This window comes from Tatumella sp. JGM94, from assembly GCF_018257595.1.
GTDB classification, from domain to species: Bacteria; Pseudomonadota; Gammaproteobacteria; order Enterobacterales; family Enterobacteriaceae; genus Tatumella; species Tatumella punctata.
The window spans coordinates 1-24,341 of record NZ_JAERJN010000027.1 but is presented as its reverse complement, the minus strand read 5'-3'; the positions used below and the strand labels follow the sequence as shown (position 1 = coordinate 24,341).

Here is a 24,341-nt window from a genome sequence, read left to right as displayed (position 1 = left end):
TTATGTCGGCTCCTTTTCGTCTTCTTCTTTCAGGTTCAGTTGCCAGCCGGTAACGTCCTGCCAGTAGAGTTGTTCACGTTCCAAATCAAGTTGCACCAGTGCATTCTGGCTGAAAAAACCGGTCGGAAAAATCAGCGTCCAGTGTCCGTCGTCGGTCTCCAGTTTCAGGCTGGCCGGATGTGTCGTTGCCTGGCGCTGGTTACTTAACAGGCTGGCCAGACGCAGGATAAAGATCAAGGGTAAAAACTGCTTCTTTTTAAAAGACATAAAACGGGGAAATTCCTCCGTCTTGATACCCTTACGGTGATTACGTACCAAAGTTGCCAGCAGTAATTGCTGTGACTGGCTAAAGCCCGGCATATTGGAGTTTTGCAGGATATACGATGAGTGGCGTTGCATTCCGCTGTGATTAATCGATAAGCCGACTTCGTGTAACATTGCTGCCCACTGTAATAATGCGGTCAGCTGAGGATTTTCCAGTTTCGGGTTTTGCTGCTGCCACTGGCTGTGCAGATGCCGGGCGGTTTGTAATACACGGTCAGCCTGCTCACTGTCAATCGCGTAATGGTTCGCCAGACTTTGTGCGGTGCGGGTGCGGATATCCTGATGGCGGAAGCGCCCCTCCATCTCATACAATACCCCTTCACGCAGTGCACCGTCCGAATAGAGCAGCTCGCGGATCCCCAGTGAGTCAAAAACACCGCGTAAAATTGCCAGCCCCGGGACAAACACCGTTTTACGTTCTTCCGATAATCCGGGCAGGCTTAACGCATCAAAGGACTTAAACTTAATCACTTCATCGTACAAACGGTCAAGTCCGTCAGGGGTGATCGTTTTTTCTTTTTCACCCAGCGCCGCCAGGACTTCACAGGCGGCTTTAATGGTTCCTGAGGCACCAAGAGCATATTTCCATCCCTGCAGGCGAAACTGCCAGGCAAGGGTTTCCAGTTTCCGGACCGATGCCAGCCGTGCACGGCGGAAATTTTCTGCCGAAATAGTCCCGCCAGGGAAATAAATATTAGAGAAACTAACGCAGCCCATCCGGCGGCTTTCGACCAGCTGGGGTTCAAAATCTTCACCGATCACCAGTTCGGTAGAACCGCCACCGATATCGATCACCAGTTTGCGGCCTTTCTCCGGCTGAGTGTGCTCGACCCCCATAAAAATTAACCGGGCTTCTTCGTTACCGGCAATAATTTCTATCGGATAGGGTATTATTTCGGCCGCACGTTGTAAAAACTCTTCGGCGTTAGTGACAACCCGTAATGTATGCGTTCCGACGATTGAAACATTTTCTGCCCGGAACCCCTGTAAACGCTCGGCAAACAGCGCCAGGCAGGACAGGCCGCGCTGGATCCCTTCTTCACTCAGACAATTCCGGTCATCAATAGCATCAGCCAGATGGACCCGCTGCTTCAGGCGACTAAGAACCTGCAAAGCACCGTCTACCACCCGGGCGATAACCATATGAAAACTATTAGAACCGAGGTCGATTGCCGCGAATTCCTGCGGTTTAGCTGCTTTTTTTGGCGTCGTTGGCATAGGTATTATTCAGGTTGTTCCAGGTTTCTGATGTACTCGTAAATAGCCAGTTGTCCGCGGACTTTACGGCGGTTACCGCGTGGCACATAACGATTACTCATCTCTTTATCAATGATCCTTGCTTTCACCGTATCGCTGAACAAAATACCGATGATATCAAGAATACGTTGCTTAATTTGCGGGTCGAGAATTATAACAGCAACTTCAATCCGGTAATCAATATTCCGCGTCATCCAGTCTGCCGAAGAGAGATAGACTTTTTTATCACCGTTGTTTTCAAAAATGTAGACCCTGTCATGTTCCAGATAACGGTCGAGGATACTGATCACTCTGATGTTCGTGCTGATACCGGGTAAGTCCGGAATCAGTGAGCACATTCCCCTGACCAGCAGGTTGACTTTCACCCCTGCTCCCGAGGCAGCATACAAGCGGTCAATCAGTCCTTTATCTACCAGGTTATTGATTTTAAGCGTTATTCCTGCCGGATTTCCCTGTTGTGCATGGGCTATCTCCTGATCAATTAACTGATACAGCATACGTCGTGAATTCTGCGGCGATACCATCAGATAATCAAAAGATACCGGACGGTAAGGGTTTTCAATAAAGTTAAATACCCGGCGGACTTCGTTGGTGATACGCGCATCGGAGGTTAACAATGAGTAGTCCGTATACAAGCGGGCTGTTTTTTCATTGAAGTTACCGGTGCCGATATGTGCGTAGCGTACCAGTTCTTCACCTTCCCGGCGGGAGATTAAAAACAGTTTAGCGTGGATTTTTAACCCCGGCGCCGAAAATATGACATGCACACCGGCCTCTGTCAGCCGTTTCGCCCAATGGATATTGGCTGCCTCATCGAATCTTGCCTGTAACTCTACGACCACGGTCACTTTTTTTCCGTTGTGTGCTGCGTGGATCATGGCATCCATAATCCGGGAATTTTTTGCGACCCGGTAGATATTAATTTTTATTGAAAGAACCGCAGGGTCAAACGATGCCTGGCGTAAAAATTCCAGCACATGCTCAAAGGTATGGTACGGGTAATACAGCAGAATATCCCGGGAGCGTACAGCATCAAAACCATTGCGGTAGTTATCGAATCCCGCGTGACGGATCGGTGGCAGTGGCTTATTTTCCAGATTGCGCTGGCCCGCATTCGGGAACTGGATAAAATCTTTAAAGTTGTGATAACGCCCGCCCGCCAGAATGGAATCATAATTTGAAACAGAGAGTTTTTCACACAACATTTCAACCATAGGGGCTGGCATATCCCGCTGGTAAACAAAGCGTACCGGCTCGGCGGTTAATCGCTGTTTCAGGCTGGATGACATAAGCTCCAGCAGGCTCGATTCCATTTCTGTGACCAGATCATATTCTGCATCGCGGGTCATTTTCATGGAGTAAGCATTCAGTTCGTCGTAATCGAAGAAACCTTTAAAAATATCATCCAGACAATATCTGAGAATATTATCCAGCAGGATCATCGGTTTTTTCCTGCGTGGCGGTTCGGCCGGCAGATTAATAAAACGCGGCACTTTATCGGAAGGGATCTCAAGCAGGGCGTAGCGGATATCTTCACCGCGGATAACCTCTACTGCCAGATAGGTATAATCATCTTTCAGAAACTGTGTCAGGTCGGTTTCGCTGTTCAGCAAAATAGGGGTAACGTGCGGACGCAGATTGCGGGCAAAATAGTCGCGCAGCCATACCTGCTGGTTGGTGGAAAGCTGACGTTCATTGATCAGGAATATCTGGTTACGGGCCATTTCCAGCAACAGTTCGTTGTAAAGCAGGTCGAATTCCTGGTCTGCCCGCATAACCCGTTGCTGAATTTTTTTCATTAAATGGCGGGGAACCGTCACTGAGCCTTGTTCTTCACCAATCAGAATCCGGCGTTTCAGCTCGGCAAAACGGACTTTATAGAATTCATCAAGGTTGCTTGAATAAATACCAAGAAAACGCATTCTTTCGATAAGCGGATTGAGTTTGTCAGCAGCTTCCTGTAGCACCCGTTCATTAAATGATAACCAGCTTAACTCTTTTTCTATATACAGCTTTTCCTGACCCATCCTGACCCCGTATTGCTGTGACACAACTAAAGCTTCAGTTTCTCATGCCATTATGGCGAGAATATTGCAGAAATGTCCAATACTGCTCAGTAACAAAAAAAGGCGGAGGAGGGCGCTAAGAAAAAAACGCTGCCTGTGACTCCGGCAGCGTTTCAGTGGCTATTCGCTCAGTGGCGAACGAATACCGGTGGCAGGCAGAGGAGTGCCATCCAGCCAAGCCAGACCATCTTTTAGTCTCAGGCGGTTTTCAAGAAACCACTGAATGGCTTGCGGGTAGATCACATGTTCCTGAACCCGGATTTTATCCTGTAGCTGTTGTTCGGTATCACCGTTATTTACGGGGACCACAGCCTGTAATATCACCGGGCCACCATCCAGCTGTTCCGTGACAAAATGTACCGAAACCCCGTGTTGTTTATCACCATTCTCCAGAACCTGGCGATGGGTATGCAGGCCGGGATAGGCTGGCAATAATGACGGGTGAATATTGATCATGTGACCGGCGTAATGCTGTACGAATTCCGCACTCAGGATACGCATATAACCTGCCAGCACTACCAGGTCGGGAGAATATTCGTCAACCAGTTTCATCAACTGCCGATCAAATTGCTGACGGTCAGCAAAATCTGACGGTGTCAGGGCATGTGCCGGAATCCCGGCCTGCCGCGCCCGATCAAGTCCGCTGGCGGTCACCTTATTGCTAAAAACTGCAACAATTTCAGCGGCTTCTGCAAGCTGGCCAGATCTGCAGGCATCGATAATTGCCTGCAGATTGGTGCCGGTGCCGGAAATCAGGATCACCAGCCTTTTCATCACTTAATCACTACCTGCTCATCGCTGGTGGTGGCCGCTTCAATGACCCCGATTTTCCAGGCTTTTTCGCCGGCATCCTGCAGTAACTGTAACGCTTTATCAGCATTCTCCGGACTCAGGGCAATAATCATCCCCACACCGCAGTTAAAGGTACGGTACATTTCGTGAGTACTGACATTGCCGGCCTGTTGTAACCAGCCGAAAATGGCCGGCCATTGCCAGCTGCTTTCATCAATCACGGCACGGGTATTTTCCGGTAATACACGCGGAATATTTTCCCAGAAACCACCGCCGGTCAGGTGAGCAATGGCATGTACATCAACCTGTGCAATCAGGTTCAGAATATTTTTGACGTAAATACGGGTCGGTGCCAGCAGGTGATCGGCCAGAGACTGACCTTCCAGCTGTTTTACTGAAGGATCTGTCTGGCTGACTTCCAGAATTTTACGGATCAGTGAATAACCGTTGGAATGCGGACCGCTGGATCCCAGAGCCAGCAGAACATCGCCATCACTGACTTTACTGCCATCAATAATTTCTGATTTCTCAACCACTCCGACGCAGAAACCAGCAACATCGTAATCTTCACCATGGTACATACCCGGCATTTCGGCCGTTTCCCCGCCGACCAGGGCACACCCTGATTGTGAACAGCCTTCAGCAATACCACTGATCACCGCGGCAGCAGTGTCGACATCCAGTTTCCCGGTGGCATAATAATCCAGGAAAAATAGCGGCTCAGCCCCTTGCACGACCAGGTCATTCACACACATTGCAACCAAATCAACACCGATATGGTCGTGGCGTTTCAGATCCATTGCTAAACGCAGCTTGGTGCCTACGCCATCGGTGCCTGAAACCAGAATAGGTTCACGGTATTTTTGTGGTAAGGCACAGAGTGCACCAAATCCACCGAGTCCACCCATCACTTCCGGGCGGCGGGTTTTTTTTACAACACCTTTAATACGATCAACCAGATCATTACCAGCATCAATATCAACACCGGCATCTTTATAACTGAGAGTGGTTTTGTCGGTCACTGCGGAGTCCCCACGCGAATTGCGGTTGGTGGTTTAAATAGAGCGCGGCTATTCTATCAGTGCAGGCAAACGTTTGCGAGTCTGATGTTAACCTGAAATTATCTGTCCGGAGCTTCAGACGCCGTCAGGGTGGCAGAGACAAAAAATGTCTGCGGATTGATACACAGGCGTATAAGCCACAGCGAAAAAGCGCTATAATCCGGCGATTTTTTTTTAGCTCAACACACTCCGGGAGAATAATAATGAAGATCGTGGAAGTCAGACACCCGCTGGTCAGACATAAACTGGGCCTGATGCGTGAGCATGATGTCAGTACCAAACGTTTTCGTGAACTGGCTTCAGAAGTGGGCAGTTTACTCACCTATGAAGCAACCGCCGATCTGGAAACAGAAACTGTCACTATTGATGGCTGGAATGGCCCGGTGCAAGTTGATCAGATCAAAGGTAAAAAAATTACCGTTGTTCCTATTCTGCGAGCCGGTCTGGGAATGATGGATGGTGTACTGGAACATATTCCCAGTGCCAGAATCAGTGTGGTAGGCGTGTACCGTGATGAGAAAACGCTGGAACCTGTGCCTTATTTTCAGAAGCTTGCTTCGAATATGGATGAACGTATGGCGCTGGTGGTTGACCCGATGTTGGCAACCGGCGGCTCGATGATCGCCACTATTGATCTGCTGAAAAAATCCGGTTGTAACAGTATAAAAGTCTTAGTACTGGTCGCGGCCCCGGAAGGGATTGCTGCACTGGAGAAAGTACATCCGGATGTTGAACTGTACACTGCCTCTGTCGATCAGGGACTGGATGAACAGGGTTATATTATCCCGGGTCTGGGTGATGCCGGTGATAAAATCTTTGGTACTAAATAATCAGTCGTTGTTATCGGGTAATGCTCAGCGGGCTGGTCGCTGGCCTATGAAGTCATTACTCTTTAACAGTGAAACTGCACAACAGATAACGTCACCGTTATCTGTTGTCGGTATATACCGGCAGCTGTGTTTTTTTCAGACCGACTCTGTGTCGGTTTTTTTATGTCCGGACAATTTTAAAGGGGATAAGCAGCAATGATACGGCGCACTATTGCGGTTGACGAAAGACCGTCGTTACTCCAGACCATTCCGCTCAGTTTACAGCATTTATTTGCGATGTTTGGTGCCACTGTACTGGTACCGATTTTGTTTCATGTGAATCCGGCCACCATCCTGTTATTTAATGGCCTGGGGACATTACTGTACCTGTTTATTTGTAAAGGAAAAATCCCCGCCTATCTCGGTTCCAGTTTTGCTTTTATTTCGCCGGTTTTGTTGCTGTTACCCCAGGGATATAACGTTGCATTGGGGGGATTTATTTTATGCGGAGTTCTGTTCTGCCTGGTCGGGCTGCTGGTCAAAAAAGCCGGTACTGGCTGGCTTAATATTATGTTTCCTCCGGCAGCGATGGGCGCGATAGTGGCGATTATCGGCCTGGAACTGGCCAGTATCGCCGCCGGAATGGCCGGGTTACTGCCGGCTGAGGGGGCCACGATTGACAGTAAGACCGTGACTGTTTCACTGGTAACCCTGGGGGTTACCGTCTTTGGTTCAGTGTTATTCCGCGGATTTCTTGCCATCATTCCGATCCTGATCGGGGTCGTTTTCGGTTATATGCTGGCTTCTTTTATGGGGATGGTTAACTGGACCGGCGTTGAACAGGCACACTGGTTTGCGTTACCGGTTTTTTATAAGCCGCGTTTTGAGTGGGCGGCAATGCTGACCATCCTGCCTGCAGCGCTGGTGGTGATCGCTGAACATGTGGGCCATCTGGTGGTTACCGCAAATATTGTTAAACGTGATCTGATTAAAGATCCGGGATTACATCGCTCAATGTTTGCCAATGGCCTGTCTACCGTAATTTCAGGCTTTTTCGGCTCCACCCCGAACACCACCTATGGTGAGAATATCGGAGTGATGGCGATCACCCGCGTTTACAGTACCTGGGTAATTGGCGGAGCGGCAGTAATTGCTATTTTTCTGTCCTGTATCGGTAAGCTGGCCGCGGTTATTCAGGCGATCCCTGTTCCGGTAATGGGCGGAGTCTCTTTACTGTTATACGGGGTGATTGCTGCTTCCGGGATCCGCGTACTGATTGATTCCAAAGTGGATTACAGTAAACCACAAAACCTGATGCTGACTGCGATTATCCTGATTATTGGCGTCAGCGGGGCCAAAATTCAGCTGGGAGCGGTGGAACTTAAAGGCATGGCTCTGGCGACGGTGGTCGGTGTGATATTAAGTATCCTCTTTCATATTATCAGTCTGGTACGTCCGGAACCTGAGGAATATGACAACGCAGAGTAAGGGACGACATATAAAGCAGGCAACCGCGGGTTGCCTGATTCATATCGACAGGGAAGTTGTGATAGACTCAGCAGGTTTCTTGCGAGTTATGCTGAGGTGCACCTGAACACGCCGGCGCAATTGTCATTGCCACTTTATTTGCCTGATGATGAAACCTTTGCCAGTTTTTGGCCGGGGGCGAATTCATCATTATTAGCTGCGCTCAAAGCAGCGCTTGATCAGCAACATGGCGGTTATATTTATTTCTGGTCACGGGAAGGCGGGGGCAGGAGCCACTTGCTGCACGCAGCCTGTACGGAAATATCATCACGTGATGCCGCCGTAGGCTATGTTCCGCTGGATAAACGCACCTGGTTTGTGCCTGAAGTACTGGAAGGTATGGAGCACCTGGCGCTGGTATGCATCGATAATATCGAATGTATTGCCGGGGATGAAGCCTGGGAAATGGCTATTTTCGATCTCTATAACCGGATCCTCGAGACCGGAAAGACCCTGTTACTGATCACCGGTGATCGCCCGCCCAGACAGCTGAACCTGAAATTAGCCGATCTTGCATCGCGTCTTGACTGGGGGCAGATTTACCGGCTACAGCCGTTATCGGATAACGAAAAACTCCAGGCCTTACAGCTGCGATCCGGTTTACGGGGGTTTGAGTTACCAGAAGATGTCGGGCGTTTTCTGCTGAAACGGCTGGACAGGGAAATGAGAACATTATTTGAGACCCTGGATCAGTTGGATCATGCCTCTATCACTGCCCAGCGAAAACTGACAATTCCTTTTGTTAAAGAGACCCTCGGGCTTTAGTCCCCGAGGATTTCCAGCACATTTTCCGGCGGGCGGCCAAGCCTTGCCCGCTCACCGTTGACCACGACAGGTCGCTCAATCAGTTTCGGGTGTTCGGCCATGGCCTGCAGTAATGTATCTTCACTTAAGGCCGGGTCATTTAATCCCGACTGTTTATAGATTTCTTCGCCACGGCGCATCAGCTGGCGGGGATCTGTAAAACCGAGTCTGGTAAGCAGGGATTTAACAGTGGCAATATCGGGCGGATTATCCAGATAGAGAATAATCTCGGGGTCGACCCCGTGTTGCTGTAACAGCTGCAATGTTTCACGGCTTTTCGAGCAACGGGGATTGTGATAGATACGGATGGTCAAAGTAATTACCCTTTCTGATACTGACGGTAGCGTTGTTGCAGCTGACGAAGCTGGTCTATACGGGCATCATAACGTGCCTGTTTCAGGCTGCCAACCGGCACCTGTGCGCTGGCGCTGCTCAGTGCACGGATAGCCTGGTCAAGCTGCCCGTCCAGTGCCAGACCCTGCGCCTGATCGAATAATACCTCATCACTGAGTCCCTGAGCGGCATCTGCCTGGCTCAGTAAATCCCAGCCATTTGGGTCGTCAGGATAGTCCCAGCTATAGCGGTTCAGCAGCTTACTGGCATTCGCTGGCTGCCCTGCCTGTAAATAGGCATTGGCAAGGTTGAGCTGTATCACCGGATTTTTCCGCGGGCTGCCGGCCGCGGTGAGTAAACGTATGGCAGCGGCAGGTTGCTTCAGACCGATATCAATGTCCGTCATAAGGTCGAGAAACCACGGATTAGCTGGCTGGCTTTGCAATAATGGCTGAATAATATTTTTGGCATCCTGAAACTTTTTGGCAGCCATAAACTGTATCGCTCTGCCGTATTTTGCGGCCAGTTGCTGACGGGTATTGCCTTTGGCATAGTTATTCAGTACTTCATCCAGTAATGCGTTACTTCGGCCCTGTGATGTGCCATACATTCCCATAATGCGGACTTTGGCAAAAAAGAAGTCTTGCGAGGAGTGGACGACGACCGGAGGCATTTGGTTCGCCCGATCACGGGCATCGGCCAGACGACTATCAGGTAACGGGTGCGTTAACAGAATTTCCGGGGGTTTCGACGCATAGCGTGACTGGTCGGCCAGTTTCTGCATAAAAGCGGGCATTGCCTGCGGATCAAACCCTGCCCGTTGCAGGACCTGAATACCAATACGGTCAGCTTCTTTTTCGTTATCCTGGGTAAAACTGATAATTCCCTGCTGGGTGCCTGCCAGGGTACCGGTTAATGCTGCCATTCCCGCCTGCGGGCTGGCCATGGCCAGCAGGATTGAGCCAAGTGCCCCGACCCAGGTTAACGGTGCACTGCGCTTTTGTGCTTCCATTGCCCGCGCCAGATGTCGCTGCGTCACATGGGATATTTCGTGTGCCATCACTGAGGCCAGCTGGCTTTCATTATCTGTATAACGAAAAAGCGCCGAATGCAGTACTACATTTCCGCCAAAGAAAGCGAAAGCATTCAGTTCATCATTCTGTATCAGGTAAAAATGAAAGGGAGTTTTGACTGACCAGGCATGAGCGACCAGACGCTGGCCGAGAGTATTAATGTAGTTTGTCAGTAACGGATCATTAATCAGCGGTGCACTGCCGCGTAACTGACGGACATAATAATCGCCCATCTGCAGTTCCTGATTAATCGATAAAGTCGCCCCGGCCGTCGTCCCGATATCCGGCAGCGAATCAGTGATATCAGCAAATGCAGGACAGATACCGCTGCCGGCTGAGGTAATTAATAGCAGAGTTGCTAACGTTTTATTTAACAAATACCTCATCACCTGTCCCTGTTTATCTGATTTGATGTTTTGACCTTTTTCCGGCCCGGAGGTTCGCGTTGTCAGGCTGGCCGTCTGTTAACGGTGTCTGTTGGCAGGCTGAACGGGGCCGGACAGATCACCCGCAGTATAGCAGAGAGTGAAACAGGGACAGAACAGGAGAGTCTTCCGCCGCAGAGTATCTGCGACGGAAAATAACGGCGCAAACGTCAGGCGTTCAGATAGCTGAGTATAACTTCGTGATGATTTGAGGTTTTAAAATCATCAAATACTTTTTCTATTTTTCCATCAGTACCGATCAGGAATGATGTACGGTGGATCCCGTCATAGGTTTTCCCCATAAACTTCTTTTCCCCCCAGATACCAAACTGCTCGCAAACCTGATGATCCTCATCAGATAACAGAGTGAAGTTCAGCAGTTCTTTTTCAGCAAAACGCGACAGTTTTTCCGGTTTGTCGGTGCTGATACCCACAACCTGTACTCCGGCATTATTCAGGGTTGCCATATTATCCCGTAAACCACAGGCCTGCACGGTACATCCCGGGGTCATCGCTTTCGGATAGAAGTAAACCAGTACCCGTTCTCCCCGGAAGTCGGTTAAATTAACCTGTTCTCCGTCCTGGTCTGGCAAGCTAAACATAGGTGCATTATCGCCGGCTTTCAGTGGATTCATCATAACTCTCCGATGGTTATCTTTTGGCCGAATCAGCCAGTGAAAATTAATTTTATCAGACAGCTTTACCTTCGGTAATATTCTGCTGCAGAGCAAGTGCGGAAAATGCTTATTCTTCCCGCGGGTAATACCAGGATACGGATGTTTTTCACTAATGATGACGGCAGATGACTTATTGTGCAGGAGATGTTTCTGACGGGCCACTGTCGAGCATACTGTGTAGCCGTATACTGCCTTGCCCGTTGAGTTCTGTACAGAGCCGGTGAAATGCCTGTTCAAATAAGTAGCGATCATCGCGGGCATCACTGTGGGCCGTCATCTGGATGTTCAGGGTCGGCTGCGAATTTTCACGGCCCGGGGTCGTGCGTGATACCAGTTCAGCAATATTCATCCGGTGCTGGTCCAGCAAATCAGTAAAACGTTCGATAATACTGGGGGAATCCGCAACTTCAACCGTGATCCAGGTGGTTTCCGGACGGGGAGGCTGTGTCTCTACCCGGGTGCGCTTCATCACAATCAGTAACTCAAGTTCCGCCCCTTTCAGGGGTAATGTCGACTCAATAAGTCCGATAGCATCCCAGCTTCCCGACAGCAGCATAATAAAGGTGAATTCATCGCCCAGAATTGCCAGCCGGCTATCATCAATGTTACATCCGCAGCGGCTGACATGACGGGTGATGGTATTGACAATGCCTGGCCTGTCAGCACCGAGAGCGGTGATCACTAAATGATGTTGCGGTGACTGTGGCAAAGTACTCTTTCCTGTTTTTTTCTAATAACTCTAAGGTAAACATAAAAAAAACTGCTGACAAGCTCAGGAAGCGTCTGGCTGGCTTGCTTTTCACATGAAGTAAACCTTACCATGAAGTAATTGCACGTTGAGGGGATCACTCATGTTTACCGGAAGTATTGTTGCGCTGATTACACCAATGGATGATAACGGTGATCTTTGCCGTGACAGCCTGAAAAAATTAATTGATTATCATGTTGATAGCGGTACTTCTGCCATCGTTTCTGTTGGAACGACCGGGGAGTCGGCGACACTCAGCCATTCTGAGCATGTGGAAGTGGTTAAAGCGACTGTTGAACTGGCCGCAGGACGTATTCCGGTTATTGCCGGTACCGGTACCAATGCAACGGCGGAAGGTATTGCATTAACCCGCAACTTTGAAGACAGCGGTGTGGTCGGTTGTCTGACGGTGGTACCTTACTATAACCGTCCGACTCAGGAAGGTATATATCAGCATTTTAAAGCGATTGCGGAAAGCAGCGAATTGCCACAAATGCTGTATAATGTACCGTCGCGCACCGGATGTGATATGTTGCCCGAAACTGTCGCCCGTTTAGCCGAAATTAAAAATATTATCGGAATAAAAGAAGCGACAGGGAACTTATCCCGTGTGAGTCAGATCCAAGAGCTGGTTGATGATAAGTTTATTTTGCTGAGCGGTGATGACGCCAGTGCCTTAGACTTTATGCAACTGGGAGGCTCGGGCGTTATTTCAGTAACAGCAAACGTTGCCGCCCGTGAAATGGCAGAAGTCTGCCGGCTTGCCGGACAAGGTGAATTTGCTGAAGCCCGGCACCTGAATCAGCGTTTGATGGCCTTACATCACACGTTATTTTGTGAACCCAATCCGATCCCCGTCAAGTGGGCAGCGAAACAGCTGGGGTTGATCGCAAACGACACATTGCGCCTGCCAATGACTCCGTTGACTGCAAAGGCAGTCCCGGCAATCGAAACAGCATTGCGTGATGCAGGTTTGCGATAATTTAGGGAGTTTGAATGGCTTACTCAGTTAAGAGTTCTGCAGTCGCTAAAGCAGCGGGGCTGTCGGTAGTATTATTACTGGCTGCCTGCTCTAACGATCAGAATTACAAGCGGCAAATTAATGGTAATGACGACTATCTGAAAGCCGCCGCATTACATGATCTGAATGTACCCGCCGGAATGATTCTGCCGTTAGAGAATGGACAGTATCAGGTACCTGCCGCACCGGCTGGCGGTGCGACCGGTACTCAGCTGGATATTCGTCCGCCGGCGCAGCCACTGGCATTGCTGAACGGTACCCGTACTCAGCTGAGCGGTAATACTGCGCAACTGATTTTTGATAATCAGCAGCCCGGGCTCTGGTCTCAGTTAATCACTATTCTCGGCAGCCGGCAGGTGAAAATTGCCCAGCGTAATGATGCTGCACAACAGCTGACCACCGACTGGATTAACTGGAACCGTCCGGACGAAGATTACCAGTACCGCGGCCGTTATCAGATTGCCGTACAGCAGCAGAGCTATCAGACGGTATTGAGCGTTCGCTCGCTGGAATTACAGCAGAAAGGTGTGGCTGTGAGTACTTCCGGTGAAATTCAGCGTTATACAACCCAATTGCTGAACGAAATTTCCGGTGAACTGAATGCGCAGGCGATTGCACGTGAAAATGCCGGAAACAGCCGTATCGGTAGTATCGATGTACAAAGCGGTGCTGATGATACCGGATTGCCGAATGTCATTATCCGCGCACCGTATTCTGCTGCATGGCAGCGTCTGCCGGTTGCTCTGTCTCATGTGGGGATGACCATATCAGATAAAGACCGTTCAGATGGCAGTCTGAAAGTCAGCTATAAAGCACCCGGCAGCAGCAGCTGGGATGCTTTAGGCGCGAAAGACCCGGGTCTGAGCAACGGTGACTACAAATTACAGCTGGGTGATTTGGGTAACCGCAGTAGTTTACAGTTCATTGATCCGAAAGGGCATGTGCTGACCCAGTCGCAAAATGATGCAATGGTACCTGTTTTACAGGCGGCGTTTAACAAATAACGCAAAAAAGGCCGGAGATTCTCCGGCCTTTTTGTTTTTAATTTGGCATAATAGTCGCGGTCAGGTAAACGATTGCGTAGCGCAATAGTTCAGGTAAAATCAATCATCATGCGTAAGTTCTTTCATGTTTGGAGTTAACAAGATGCAAAAGCAAGCTGAGTTGTATCGCGGCAAGGCTAAAACAGTATTCAGTACCGATAACCCCGATTTGCTGATACTGGAATTCCGCAATGATACATCAGCAGGAGACGGAGCCAGAATCGAACAGTTTGATCGTAAGGGAATGGTAAATAATAAATTTAACTATTTCATTATGCAGAAACTGCAACAGGCGGGTATCCCGACTCAGATGGAAGCATTGCTTTCAGATACGGAAGCGCTGGTCAGAAAACTGGATATGGTTCCGGTAGAATGCGTGGTGCGTAACCGTGCAGCCGGTTCACTGGTGAAAAGATTAGGGGTGGAAGAGGGGATTGTCCTTAACCCGCCGATCTTTGATCTTTTTCTGAAAGACGATGCGCATCATGATCCCATGATCAATGAATCTTACTGTGAAACTTTTGGCTGGGTCAGCCGGCAGCATCTGGCGCGGATGCGTGAACTGACATATCAGGCCAACGAAGTCCTGAGCCAGCTGTTTGATCAGGCCGGGCTGATTCTGGTCGACTTCAAACTGGAGTTCGGGCTATTTAACGGTGAAGTGGTGCTGGGTGATGAGTTTTCTCCGGATGGCGCACGTCTGTGGGATAAATCAACCATGGCTAAAATGGATAAAGACCGTTTCCGCCAGAGCCTGGGTGGCGTGGTAGAAGCGTACGAAGAAGTGGCCCACCGTCTGGGAGTACCACTGGATTAATTAACAGGGTGCCCCGTCAACGCCGGCATAACAGTGAGTCTGTTATGCCGGCGTTTTTGTTGGTATCAGGGTCAGCCCTGTTGCGGGACAGAGCCTGTGGGGGACTGGTCTTCTGCCGGTAACCCGACTAAAATCTGCATAATGTAATAAAAAATAACAGAGGTTACGGATGCGTTGGCAAGGGCGTCGTGAGAGCGAGAATGTCGAGGACCGGCGGGATCAGTCTTCCGGCAGCAGCGGAACGGGGGGCGGAAACGGTTTCCGTATCCCGCGCGGTAAAAGCGGTATTGTTATTCTGATTGTGGTGGTGGTAGCGGGTTATTATGGTTATGACCTGACACCTTTACTGAGTGGCGGTGGCGGTAGCAGCGTGACGACAGCATCAACTACCGGGCAGACTCATGTGCAGCGTCCGGCTGACGACCAGGCAGCGAAATTCACCTCAGTAGTGCTGGCATCAACGGAGGACACCTGGGGGGAAATTTTCCGTAAGATGGGGAAACATTACGTCAACCCTAAACTGGTGATCTATCGCGGTCATACGTCTACCGGATGCGGTACAGGGCAATCGGTTATGGGGCCGTTCTATTGTCCGGCGGATCAGACGGTCTATATTGACCTCTCTTTTTATGATGAGCTGAAAAATAAACTGGGTGCCGGCGGCGACTTTGCTAATGGTTATGTTATTGCTCATGAAGTGGGACACCATGTTCAGAAACTGCTGGGTATTGAAGAAAAAGTCAGACAGCAACAGCAACACAGCAGCCAGACAGAAGCTAATCGCCTGTCGGTGAAACTCGAACTACAGGCGGATTGTTTTGCCGGTGTCTGGGGACATTCGATGCAACAGCAAAATGTGCTGGAAAACGGTGACCTGCAGCAGGCGCTGAATGCGGCCGAAGCGATTGGTGATGATAAATTACAGCAACAGAGCCAGGGACGGGTAGTCCCGGACGGCTTTACCCATGGCACTTCTCAGCAGCGTTACAGCTGGTTTAAGCGCGGTTTTGACAGTGGTGACCCCGCCCAGTGTAATACCTTTGCCGCCGGATGACTGACTGGCAAACCAGCAGTGAACAGATGCGGCGGACCGGGATCCGCCGCATCTGTATCATCAGTGGTGACAAAGACTGGGTGACGGGGGCTGCCCGCAGTGTCCGGAATACCCTGACGGGTGACTGGCTGACGGTCAGTGCAGACCTGCCGCCAGACCCACGGGTGGTCCGGCCGTCGGCAGTAAAATCTCTGCTCGGCCGGGAGTATCTTCACGGGATTTTTGATGCCCGTGACGGGTTTCATGCTGAATCTCTGGCGTGTATGGCCGGAACGTTACTGGCTGGCAGCTGGCTGCTGTTATTACTTCCGCCGAAAGCACAATGGATGACCCGAGCCGACCAGGACAGTCTCCGCTGGGCTGATACCACAGCGGCGATTGCTGTTCCCCGCTTTATGAGTCATTTTGCGTCGGTGATTGGCGCGGACAGTGAGATCAGCCATTGGCAGCAACATCAGCCGTTGTCTCTTGCACCACTGAAACCCTTTCCGGACTGGCAGTGCCGTGCGGCACAACAACAGCAGGATATTATTCGCCGGTTGCAGGAAATGGAACAGGGGGTTGCTGTACTGACAGCAGCCCGCGGACGTGGAAAGTCTGCCCTGGCAGGAATGCTGGCCCGCATTTCTCCGGGGACTATCGTCTCCGCTCCGGCAAAAGTCTCAACCGGTGTTTTACAGACGTTTGCCGGTGATAATTTTCGTTTTATAGCCCCGGATGCTTTACTGGCTGATCCGCCAGCAGATGATGGTGGCTGGCTGATTGTTGATGAAGCCGCGGCCATCCCGGCCCCGTTATTACGACAAATGACGAAATGTTTTAGCCGTGTTTTATTATCGACCACGGTACAGGGCTATGAAGGTACCGGCAGAGGATTTCTGCTGAAATTTTGTGCCGGTTTGCCTGAGGTCAGCTTTTTCAGTTTATCTGAGCCTCTGCGCTGGTCGGTACAGGACCCGCTGGAACGCTTTATTGATCAGCTGTTTCTGTTTGATGAGTCCGGCCCTTTACCAGCGGGTGAGCCGGGGGCAATACATAAGCTGTCGCGTGACAGCTGGCTGGCCGATCCCCGCACCGCCCGTGCTTTGTATCAGTTACTGAGCAGTGCACATTACCGGACAACCCCGCTGGACCTGCGGCGGATGATGGATGCCCCCGGTATGCACTTCTGGCTGGCTGAAGGGGCAACCGCCTTACCGGGGGCTCTGTGGCTGGTGGAGGAAGGAGGGCTGAGTCAGTCTTTGAGTAATGCCGTCTGGGCCGGGTTCCGGCGGCCAAAAGGTAATCTGGTGGCCCAGTCCCTGGCGGCACACGCGGGGTTTCCGCAGGCGGCCAGTATGCGTTCCCGGCGTATCAGCCGGGTCGCGGTCGATTATATGTCCCGGCGTCAGGGGACAGGTAAAGCACTGGTGATGGCGGCCATCGCCAGCACCGGAGAGGACTGTGACTATATCTCGGTCAGTTTTGGTTTTACCACTGAGCTTTGGCAATTCTGGCAGGCCTGCGGTTTTCGTCTGGTCCGGTTTGGTACTCAACCTGAAGCCAGCAGCGGGTGTTATGCAGCGATGGCAATCCGGCCTCTGAGTGCGGCCGGTGAGCAATTAGCAACCGCTGCAGAGCAGCGTCTGTGGCGCGACTGGGAGTACCTTGCGCCGCGCTGGCTGAGTCTTCCCGGGCTGGAAAGACCCTCAGCACCCGCTCAGGGAACAGACTCTGTTGCCGGGGCAGACTGGCAGGAGCTGGCGGGTTTTGCCTGGGGAAGCCGGCCTTATGAAAGTAGTTACCCTGCACTGAGACGTTTACTGTGCAGACTACAGCAATGGCCTGAGACTCTGGCGGCTTGTGCTGATCCGGTAGCGGAGAAACACAGTATAGCCGCGGCTGGCGGGCGTAAAGCCTGGCTGAGGAAACTGCGGGCAGAAGTATCACAGCAGTTAATCATGCAGGATATACAGCAAGCACAAGACTGGCAGCAGCAACTGCAACAGCTCAGACACCCCTGAAAACCGGATAAAAAGCAGACAGGCAGCCGGTTATGGTTGCCTGTCTGTCATTGCCGATGGTTTATTTTTTGGATGGCCAGTCATCATCATCCCACTTATCGTTAAAATCACGGTGCGGGGGTAATTCAGGTTTATTATCCAGATATTTTTTCGGGTCAACCCGTTTAAGGTCTTTATAAACATTCATCAGAAGACCGACCATAAACAGAATAACAAGTATCCACCAATAGTGTTTTAACCATTCCATAACAGTGACTCCTTCCGCGGTCAGGCAACCAGTTGATCCATAATCCGCTGATACATGCGGCTCAGCAGTTGCAGGTCAGAGGCTTTCACACACTCATTGATTTTATGGATTGTGGCATTGACCGGCCCCAGCTCTACTACCTGGGTACCCATTTTTGCAATAAAGCGGCCATCAGAGGTTCCGCCCGTGGTCAGCAACTGCGGCTTAATTTCATTATAATGCTGAACGGCCTTAACCACCGCATTGACCAGTTTTCCTTGTTTTGTCAGGAAAGGCTGTCCGGAGAGGTTCCATTCCAGTGTGTATCTGAGCTGGTGGCGGGTCAGTAAGGCTTCGACCTGTTCACGGATCATTGTGTCCGTAAGTTCGGTACTGAACCTGAAGTTAAACTGCACAAATAAGTCACCAGGGATGACGTTATTACTGCCAGTACCGGCACTGATATTGGCGATTTGCATGCTGGTTGGCGGGAAAAACTCGTTACCGTTATCCCAGCGGGTGGCAACCAGTTGGTTAAGAGCCGGCATTGCCCGGTGCACCGGGTTATCAGCCAGCTGCGGGTAAGCAACATGCCCCTGCACACCATGAATTGTCAGGTTAGCTGTAATTGAGCCACGGCGACCATTTTTCGCGACATCCCCGACAATTTCAGTACTGGAGGGCTCACCGACCAGACAATATTCGACCTTTTCCTGGCGTGCCATCAGGGTTTCTACGACTTTTACGGTGCCGTTAATCCCGCTGGCCTCTTCGTCAGAAGTGATCAAAAAGGCCAGCCGGCCGCGATGATCAGGATGGCGGGCGACAAAACGTTCGGCGGCAACAACCATTGCTGCCAGAGATCCTTTCATATCTGCCGCGCCACGGCCAAACAGCATGCCGTCACGGATTGTCGGTTCAAAAGGCGGATTAATCCAGTGGCGGGCTTCTCCGGGAGGGACGACATCCGTATGGCCGGCAAACGCCAGTGTTTCGCCTTTACCCCGGGTCGCCCAGAAGTTTTTAGTATCGCCAAAATTCATCGGTTCAATATGAAATCCGATGGCTTTCAGCCGGTCAGTCAGTAATGCCTGACAACCCGCATCCTCAGGGCTGACGGAAGGGCAGCGTATCAGTTGTTGAGTTAATTCAATGACCGGGCAAAACATCCTATAGATTCTCCTGAATAAACGTCAGATATGCTGAAGGGTCAAACCCGGTGAGCATTTTTTGGCTGGCAGTACAAAGTAGCGGACGTTTAATCATGGCCGGATTTTCCAGCATTACCTGCAGAGCACTGTGCTTATCATTCACCGCAGCCCGGGTTTCCTCCGGCAATTTACGCCAGGTGGTTCCGCGGGTATTGAGCAGCGCCTGATAGCCCAGTTCGTCGATAAATGTGGCTAACAGTGCGCTGTCCAGCCCGTCGGTACGATAGTCATGGAAACAGAAATCCACGCCCTGTTGTTCCAGAAAGCGCCGTGCTTTACGGACGGTATCGCAGTTTTTTATTCCATACATCGTCAGCCGGCAAGGGATATCACTGTTTGTCATTGAACACTACTACCTGTCATAAATTGTATTCCCAGCGTCCATAGTGACGCTGATCGTCAACACTCTTGTTGTTCTATATCAGTGATAATGCCGTATTCGCGGGCGCTGGTCTACTCCGCGGGGCGGTTTTGCCCGTGTTGATCAAATAAGGGCCGCCGGCAGTCGCGGAGAGTGAAAAATTCAGCCCTCAGGCCGTGACCAACAGAAAGATAATCCGGACAAAACTTTTTACTGAAAAAAAAACGCAACAGAGGCAGAATCGGCAACAGACTTGTTGTAAAGGTGTCGCAGAATACCGGTTTACATTTGTGAACAAAAGTCTGAAAGCGACAACAGACTATGTCTGTATCCCATTATATAACATAGGCTTATGCTAAATCACCCCGAAGTTTCACAGAAGGGCCGGTGGTACATTGGTGTGCGGGACTTTACGGCAGACAGGTTTAGCAGGTAGGATTCAGCGCCCGTTTTTTTTCTTATAGCAGAATTTTACGGCTTTGCATGGGATGGAGCAGTACAGCTTTCGTGAGCAAACGCAAACGATTACTTTGCGTCGCGGGCGGTCAGGACAAACAGGAAAAATATGAAACATACAAAAAAAACAGCTGAAGAGTTACGTGCGGCAAAACGCAAATGGCTTAATTCACATGATTCAGGGTATCGTAAAGAGATGGGTAATCGTCATGTTCAGATGATTGCCATTGGTGGTGCTATCGGTACGGGGCTTTTTCTGGGTGCCGGTGCCCGTCTGCAGGCGGCCGGTCCGGCCCTGGCATTGGTCTATCTGGTCTGTGGTATTTTCTCGTTCTTTATTTTACGGGCGCTTGGCGAACTGGTTCTGCACCGGCCATCGAGTGGCAGCTTTGTTTCCTACGCCCGCGAGTTTATGGGGGAGAAAGCCTCTTATGTTGCCGGCTGGATGTATTTCGTTAACTGGGCCATGACGGGGATTGTCGACATTACGGCGGTAGCCTTGTATATGCACTACTGGGGGGCCTTTGGTGATGTGCCACAGTGGGTGATTGCGCTGGGTGCTCTGGCGGTGGTTGGTACCATGAATATGGTCGGCGTAAAATGGTTTGCGGAAATGGAGTTCTGGTTTGCGCTAATTAAAGTGCTGGCCATCGTACTCTTCCTGGTGGTCGGGGTGGTATTTCTCGGCAGCGGTAAACCGCTGGCCGGCGGTCAGCCTGGCTTCCATTTAATTTCTAATAATGGTGGTTTTTTCCCGCACGGATTATTACCGGCGCTGGTACTGGTGCAGGGGGTCGTATTCGCCTTCGCCTCAATTGAACTGGTAGGTACTGCCGCCGGGGAATGTAAAAACCCGAAAATTATGGTACCTAAAGCGATTAACAGTGTGATCTGGCGTATTGGCTTATTCTACGTCGGTTCCATTGTGTTACTGGTATTGTTGTTACCGTGGAATGCTTATCAGCCAAGTGAAAGTCCGTTTGTTACTTTCTTCTCAAAACTGGGTCTGCCTTATGTCGGCAGTATCATGAATATTGTGGTACTGAGCGCGGCGTTATCCAGCCTGAACTCAGGTTTATATTCTACCGGCCGTATACTGCGTTCTATGTCTATGGGCGGCTCAGCACCGAAGTTTATGTCTAAAATGAGCCGTCAGCAGGTACCTTATGCGGGGATTCTGGTCACTATCGGGGTATATATTCTGGGGGTCGTGCTGAACTATTATGTGCCTTCACGGGTCTTCGAAATTGTACTGAATGCCGCCTCACTGGGGATTGTCTCCTCCTGGGCATTTATCGTGCTGTGTCAGTTAAAATTACGTAAAGCGATTAAAGAAGGCAAAGCGGAAGAGGTCAGCTTTAAGCTGCCCGGCGCACCGTTCACTTCGTGGCTGACCTTGCTGTTCCTGTTCAGTGTCATTGTGCTGATGGCCTTTGACTATCCTACCGGGACTTATACAGTGGCCTCTATCCCGTTAATTATTATTGTACTGATCCTTGGCTGGTTCGGGGTACGTAAACGGGTTCATGAGATTGCCGCATTGCAGCATGAGCAGGCACATAAAGAGTAATCTTTTTATCCCCTGTAATGACCAAAGCCCTGCAGCGCAGGGCTTTTTATTGTCACCCCTGAACCACTTCCCGGGGAGGTGGTGATTGATTATGTGTTATTAACAGACCGGACAGACCGTATGATGTGTCGCCCCGGTTTCTGCTATTACTCTGCCAGAGTCCGAAGATTCTTATTGAGTGGTGCTGCGACATTACGGATGATGCGTTTTCCTATATCCAGGCCTTTTCTGTGTCCGGCAGCGTTCTTCCGGTATGATTTTTATGCAATTGTCTAAGGTTTTTCTGTCTCTGCTGTTCATTTTTATCGCAGCCAGTTCAGCGGCACAGCCGCTACAGGCAACATTCTCCGACTGGGAGTTAAGCTGCGATAATGCCGGTGACTGTCAGGGACGAAATATTGACCGTGGCGCCGGGCTGGTTGTCAGTTTTTTTCGTCCTTCAGGACAGGGGTCGATCCGCTGGCTGCATATTGATTACCATCCGAAAACTCCTGAGAGGGAGAAAGAACAACAGGTGCTGGCGCAGAGGTTACTGATTGATCACACCGCCTGGCCCTATACCCATGTGCGTAGTGCGCCGGAAACCCTGCAGACAGAACATCCGGAAACGGCACAACAGTTACTGACGGTGCTGAGCCGTGCAGTGCGCCTGAGTGTCACGGATAACCCTTCCCGGGGCCTGTCTCTGACATCTCTCCCCGATTTTCTGAGTAAGGCTGCGCAGATCCAGGCCAGAATCAGCCGCGAGACAACTCCCCGCTTGCCGACACCACAGACACTGGTAGTGACTCCTCCGTACAGGGTGCCGGCACCGTTATCTGACAGTGAAATAAGCTATTTTATGAATTTCGGGATTTCACAAATCAGCCAGCAGACCTGCCCGCTGGCACCTGTGTATCGCCAAATCAAAGTCGCGCCCCTGACAGACCACCAGGTACTGTTACTGGTGAGCTGTGAAACTGCTGCCTATAACACCTTTTATCAGGCCTATCTGGTCAGCAGACAGGCACCGGTATTTGCCCGGCGATTAATGTTTCGCTTACCTTTTTCGCCGCTCTGGCCGACCGGTGCTGATTTTGAATTAACCAATGTCGGATATGATCCTCAGACGGGCATACTGACGACAGCATTGTGGGGCAGACCGCTGGCAGACTGCGGCACTGTCAGCCGCTGGCAGTTTAACGGGCAGCGGTTTGTGTTAACGCGTTTTGCCAGTGAAAGTGTCTGTGACCGCTGGAATTTCTCCCGCAGCTGGCCGGTATTATGGACGACTGATCCCGCAGGGTGACAGGACGCTGCGGGAGCGGACAATTAACGGTGGTTACGCACCAGTTCTGCGATCAGCTGGTTAACACCGTCACTCATCGGGGCAAAATGGCTTGCTGAGGAACGGGCAACCACAATAAATACCCCGATATTATGTTGAGGAGACATGGCGATATAGGTCATAAACCCGCCACCGCCGCCGGTTTTTTCGATAAGTGCCGGTGTATCATCTGTTGCGGCCATATGCAGCCACCCCATTCCGATAGCGTCGGCATGGCCGGCAACATCCATTCCACTGACCCGGGTCAGGGAAGCACGGGAGAAGACCATTTTCTGCAGTTCTCCGGCCAGCGGACTGCGCGGATGTCCGGCAGTGCTTAAAAACTGCTGCATCCAGCGGCCCATATCATCCGGGGTGGAATACACTCCGCCACTGCCGATAGCGGCCAATGTATTATCACAAGGGCTGGCGTTTTGTTCCGGTATCATCAGCCTGGCACATTGATCCGGGGAAGGTGTGAAGGTGGTGTCTTTCATACCCAGCGGACGGGTGATCAGCCTTTGCAATAGTTGCGGGTAAGGCCTTCCGGAAGCATGTGATAAGGCATCTGCCAGTAAATCAAAGCCAAGGTTTGAGTAAGATACCACGCTGCCAGGCGCGTATTTCAGACGGGCGTGGGCAAGCCAGACCCAGCGCTGGCTGCGGACGGGCCAGGTGAAGACCGGACGATGCGGTTTACCGCCCGGCATTTCCCGTGGCAGACCGGCACTGTGTGTTGCCAGGTTAATCAGCCGGATATTCTGTCCGTGCCAGGCGGGAACCCGGGCACCTTTCGGCGCATATTTTGTTAACGGATCATTGATCCGCACGGTACCGGCATTTGCCAGTTTTACCAGTATTTCTGTTGTCATCAGTTTGCTCAGAGAGGCAATTCTGATCAGCGAGTCTTTCTGCGGGCGGATATGGTTTCCCGGACGGGTTTCTCCGAGACCGGTAAATACCCGCTGGTTACCATCAATTACCACCATTGCCATGCCGCTTGCCCCGCTGCCATAGAATATATGTTCAGCATAACGGTCAGCAATTTGTGATGTCAGTTCAGGAGATGGCGTCATTTTTGCCATACCAGACATTGAATACATTGAAACAATCAGGGCCAGTAGAAAAGAAGAACGTTTTTTCAATCGATAATGTCCGTGGGAATGTAAAACGGATATATTAAAGCGTTTCCGGCCGACGGAAAGGGGGCATAGCTGCTTTTTATGTTTCCTGATATGAGAATCGTTACGCTTTTTAAATCTGTCCCCCCCGTGACAGGCACCGGAAGGGACAGTGGGGATTACAGCAGGGCGCTGGCTTTAGCCACCACATTGTCAACCGTAAAACCGAACTCAGCAAATAACTGCTCTGCCGGGG

Annotated in this window: 22 protein-coding genes; 10 read left to right on the top strand and 12 right to left on the bottom strand. The window is 50.8% G+C overall.

The features are described 5' to 3' along the window. The 4 genes from ppx to purM all read right to left on the bottom strand — a co-directional run bounded on the left by ppx (window position 1) and on the right by purM (window position 5,461). Window positions 1-1,542 (bottom strand): exopolyphosphatase, encoded by a 1,542-nt coding sequence (gene ppx / locus JK216_RS15605; RefSeq protein ID WP_212712080.1) that lies wholly within the window; start codon window positions 1,540-1,542, stop codon window positions 1-3. Window positions 1,543-1,547: 5 nt separating this feature from the next. Next, complete coding sequence (gene ppk1, locus JK216_RS15600; protein ID WP_212709261.1) at window positions 1,548-3,608, bottom strand: polyphosphate kinase 1; 2,061 nt, start codon at window positions 3,606-3,608, stop codon at window positions 1,548-1,550. Between the two features lie 159 nt (window positions 3,609-3,767). After that, entirely contained in the window at window positions 3,768-4,421 is a 654-nt protein-coding gene (gene purN / locus JK216_RS15595) for a phosphoribosylglycinamide formyltransferase (RefSeq protein WP_212710914.1), read from the bottom strand. After that, entirely contained in the window at window positions 4,421-5,461 is a 1,041-nt protein-coding gene (gene purM, locus JK216_RS15590) for a phosphoribosylformylglycinamidine cyclo-ligase (RefSeq protein ID WP_212709262.1), read from the bottom strand. The genes purN and purM overlap by 1 nt, the downstream gene beginning before the upstream one ends. Window positions 5,462-5,703: 242 nt before the next feature. Here purM and upp point away from each other — a divergent pair, with 242 nt between their 5' ends. The 3 genes from upp (at window position 5,704) to hda (ending at window position 8,601) form a co-directional block, all read left to right on the top strand. Beyond that, complete coding sequence (upp, locus tag JK216_RS15585; protein ID WP_212709263.1) at window positions 5,704-6,330, top strand: uracil phosphoribosyltransferase; 627 nt, start codon at window positions 5,704-5,706, stop codon at window positions 6,328-6,330. Window positions 6,331-6,525: 195 nt separating this feature from the next. Next, window positions 6,526-7,797, top strand: a complete 1,272-nt coding sequence (gene uraA, locus JK216_RS15580) for a uracil permease (protein WP_212709264.1) — start codon at window positions 6,526-6,528, stop codon at window positions 7,795-7,797. Between the two features lie 102 nt (window positions 7,798-7,899). Next, a complete protein-coding gene (gene hda / locus JK216_RS15575; RefSeq protein WP_212709280.1) occupies window positions 7,900-8,601 on the top strand; it encodes a DnaA inactivator Hda in 702 nt (233 codons plus the stop codon). Here the strand turns inward: hda and arsC are convergent. From arsC to JK216_RS15555, 4 genes are all read right to left on the bottom strand, one after another. Beyond that, the gene (gene arsC / locus JK216_RS15570) at window positions 8,598-8,960 is read right to left on the bottom strand and encodes an arsenate reductase (glutaredoxin) (RefSeq protein WP_212709281.1); all 363 of its coding nucleotides are present in this window, start codon (window positions 8,958-8,960) and stop codon (window positions 8,598-8,600) included. The genes hda and arsC overlap by 4 nt on opposite strands. Continuing rightward, a complete protein-coding gene (locus JK216_RS15565; RefSeq protein ID WP_212709265.1) occupies window positions 8,960-10,432 on the bottom strand; it encodes a M48 family metallopeptidase in 1,473 nt (490 codons plus the stop codon). Before JK216_RS15565 ends, arsC begins: the two co-directional genes overlap by 1 nt. Before the next feature lie 209 nt (window positions 10,433-10,641). Beyond that, the gene (bcp, locus tag JK216_RS15560) at window positions 10,642-11,106 is read right to left on the bottom strand and encodes a thioredoxin-dependent thiol peroxidase (protein WP_212710915.1); all 465 of its coding nucleotides are present in this window, start codon (window positions 11,104-11,106) and stop codon (window positions 10,642-10,644) included. 172 nt (window positions 11,107-11,278) lie between these two features. After that, window positions 11,279-11,857 (bottom strand): glycine cleavage system transcriptional repressor, encoded by a 579-nt coding sequence (locus JK216_RS15555; RefSeq protein ID WP_212712079.1) that lies wholly within the window; start codon window positions 11,855-11,857, stop codon window positions 11,279-11,281. Between the two features lie 142 nt (window positions 11,858-11,999). Here JK216_RS15555 and dapA point away from each other — a divergent pair, with 142 nt between their 5' ends. From dapA to JK216_RS15530, 5 genes are all read left to right on the top strand, one after another. Further along, entirely contained in the window at window positions 12,000-12,878 is an 879-nt protein-coding gene (gene dapA, locus JK216_RS15550; RefSeq protein ID WP_212712078.1) for a 4-hydroxy-tetrahydrodipicolinate synthase, read from the top strand. 14 nt (window positions 12,879-12,892) lie between these two features. Continuing rightward, window positions 12,893-13,921, top strand: a complete 1,029-nt coding sequence (gene bamC / locus JK216_RS15545) for an outer membrane protein assembly factor BamC (RefSeq protein WP_212709268.1) — start codon at window positions 12,893-12,895, stop codon at window positions 13,919-13,921. 142 nt (window positions 13,922-14,063) lie between these two features. Continuing rightward, window positions 14,064-14,777 carry a phosphoribosylaminoimidazolesuccinocarboxamide synthase gene (gene purC, locus JK216_RS15540; RefSeq protein WP_212709269.1) on the top strand — a complete coding sequence of 238 codons (714 nt, stop codon included), beginning with the start codon at window positions 14,064-14,066 and terminating at the stop codon, window positions 14,775-14,777. A gap of 169 nt (window positions 14,778-14,946) precedes the next feature. Next, window positions 14,947-15,831: a neutral zinc metallopeptidase gene (locus tag JK216_RS15535; RefSeq protein WP_212712077.1), complete on the top strand. Its 885-nt coding sequence runs from the start codon at window positions 14,947-14,949 to the stop codon at window positions 15,829-15,831. Further along, window positions 15,828-17,834 carry a GNAT family N-acetyltransferase gene (locus tag JK216_RS15530; protein WP_212712076.1) on the top strand — a complete coding sequence of 669 codons (2,007 nt, stop codon included), beginning with the start codon at window positions 15,828-15,830 and terminating at the stop codon, window positions 17,832-17,834. The genes JK216_RS15535 and JK216_RS15530 overlap by 4 nt, the downstream gene beginning before the upstream one ends. 61 nt (window positions 17,835-17,895) lie before the next feature. Here JK216_RS15530 and JK216_RS15525 read toward each other — a convergent pair whose 3' ends face one another. From JK216_RS15525 to JK216_RS15515, 3 genes are read right to left on the bottom strand one after another with little or no spacing between them, the layout of a single operon-like run. Further along, window positions 17,896-18,081, bottom strand: a complete 186-nt coding sequence (locus JK216_RS15525; protein ID WP_212709272.1) for a YpfN family protein — start codon at window positions 18,079-18,081, stop codon at window positions 17,896-17,898. Between the two features lie 20 nt (window positions 18,082-18,101). Then, entirely contained in the window at window positions 18,102-19,229 is a 1,128-nt protein-coding gene (gene dapE / locus JK216_RS15520) for a succinyl-diaminopimelate desuccinylase (RefSeq protein WP_212709273.1), read from the bottom strand. A 1-nt stretch (window position 19,230) separates the two neighbouring features. Further along, a complete protein-coding gene (locus JK216_RS15515) occupies window positions 19,231-19,614 on the bottom strand; it encodes an ArsC family reductase (RefSeq protein WP_212709274.1) in 384 nt (127 codons plus the stop codon). 583 nt (window positions 19,615-20,197) lie between these two features. On the opposite strand from JK216_RS15515, the gene ansP reads away from it, so the two are divergent. Both ansP and JK216_RS15505 read left to right on the top strand, forming a co-directional pair. Next, a complete protein-coding gene (gene ansP, locus JK216_RS15510) occupies window positions 20,198-21,658 on the top strand; it encodes an L-asparagine permease (RefSeq protein WP_212709275.1) in 1,461 nt (486 codons plus the stop codon). A 262-nt stretch (window positions 21,659-21,920) separates the two neighbouring features. Then, window positions 21,921-22,946: a DUF1176 domain-containing protein gene (locus JK216_RS15505; protein WP_212709276.1), complete on the top strand. Its 1,026-nt coding sequence runs from the start codon at window positions 21,921-21,923 to the stop codon at window positions 22,944-22,946. Window positions 22,947-22,969: 23 nt separating this feature from the next. Here the strand turns inward: JK216_RS15505 and ampH are convergent, their stop codons facing one another. Beyond that, window positions 22,970-24,109, bottom strand: coding sequence for a D-alanyl-D-alanine-carboxypeptidase/endopeptidase AmpH (ampH, locus tag JK216_RS15500; RefSeq protein ID WP_212709277.1), 1,140 nt, complete (start codon window positions 24,107-24,109; stop codon window positions 22,970-22,972). Window positions 24,110-24,341: the final 232 nt, after the last annotated feature.